1 protein-coding gene is annotated in these 1,471 nt (G+C 36.1%); it reads right to left on the bottom strand.

Going from position 1 to position 1,471, the window contains the following annotated elements:
• Positions 1-10: 10 nt before the first annotated feature.
• Positions 11-1,351, bottom strand: a complete 1,341-nt coding sequence (locus tag BW983_RS23660) for an IS5 family transposase (RefSeq protein WP_076554317.1) — start codon at positions 1,349-1,351, stop codon at positions 11-13.
• Between the last annotated feature and the right edge of the window lie 120 nt (positions 1,352-1,471).

Consider the following 1,471-nt stretch of genomic DNA (forward strand, 5'->3'; position numbering starts at 1 on the left):
TAGTCATTCCTTAAAAAGCTAATTTTTCATTTTGAAAATTATACTTGCCTAAGAAGATTTTGAGAACAACTTCGAGCCAAAAAAGAATTTGTTGTTTGATTTGGTTCAATCTCATCTTCAAATTGTATCCAATCCCTGCTAATAGGGCGTTATGAATATCTCCAGCCACTCCTTTAAGGAAGTTTAATCCTAAGGAGTGGTTTCTTTTTAAATGTGAAATACAGGGTTCTATTGCTGCTCTTGCACGGAATCTTAATCTTGCAACTTGCTGCCCATATCTTGTTTTTTCTTTTTTTGTGGGAAGCAGAATTAAGGTGCCTTCTACTTCTTTGATTCCTCTAAATCCTCGGTCTGTAGCTGCTTTCTTAGGTCTTGTTCCTCCCACTGATTTTCTTACCCGTTCACTTTGTGACAATGATTCTTCAAGAGTTTTACTATCGTGAGGGTTACCGGAAAATCTTTTTACTGAGCTGATGATGCCTGTTTTCCTACCTCTTACTACCGCAACTTTGGTCCCAAACTCATAATTCTTTCCCGATTTTCCTTTCGCAATACAGGCAACCTGTGATTCATGCAAGCTGTAAATCTTGTCCTTGGTAGTTTTCTCCTGAGTAAGAGCTTTGAGGTAAATTGCAAATATTTCCCGATAATCTTTCAAAACGCTTTCCGGAAGCTTTCTTTCCAATTCCCGAAGCAATCTTTTGCCGATTGTTCTGAGTTTTTTCCTTGCCATTCTAGCATTCTTCTGTCTTTTGGGATGGTGTCCAAAATAAGCAGACCGTAACAATTGTTTGCTTACTCTTTTGTAGCTTTGCCTTTGTACAACACCTTCTTTTTCGGCTATTTTTACACAATTATCTATTACTTTTTTTGCCAACTTGGCATCCGTAGGAAAAGTGATATTCTTCTCCTGAACGGTAGTATCAATCTGAACTTCATCTTCTGTTTTGGCTTTTGGATGAAGAGAAACGCTTTGTCCCAAAAGAAATTCCAAACCCCTCTCCCCAATTCTCTTTCTGAAGTGTACAAAATTGCTCGGATCAAAGGGCTGTTCTGTTTGGAAAAAATCCTCACCTGTAAAATATTGCCAATAAGCATTCTCAATCCATCTTTCTACTACACTTTCATCACTTTCTTTAAACATTTCCTTGAGCAAAAGCATTCCTGCTATTTTGCGAACCGCAATAGAGGGTCTTCCTTCTTTTGAAAATAAACCCTCGAACTCAGCTTCTATTTTATCCCAAGAAATCTCATGCGCTAATTTTACAAGTGGATGATCCATATTAATAAGCTCGGTAAGTCTGGTCTTGAATAAATTTTGCTGTAAATCCTGTTTTATTTTTCCTAACATTTTGCCACTTTTTATACCCTAAAAATACGATTTTCTGCAATTTTATACAACATTTTTAAGCGAAATTTGATAATAAAATATTGAATATCAAATCGTTGTATTTATTTTTAGGAATGACTA

This window comes from Chryseobacterium ureilyticum (assembly GCF_900156735.1).
Classification (GTDB): domain Bacteria; phylum Bacteroidota; class Bacteroidia; order Flavobacteriales; family Weeksellaceae; genus Chryseobacterium; species Chryseobacterium ureilyticum.

What these genes read in the sequence shown, in the direction of transcription:
- BW983_RS23660 (WP_076554317.1), bottom strand. Translation starts at nt 1,351, where the DNA reads ATGTTAGGAAAAATAAAACAGGATTTACAGCAAAATTTATTCAAGACC.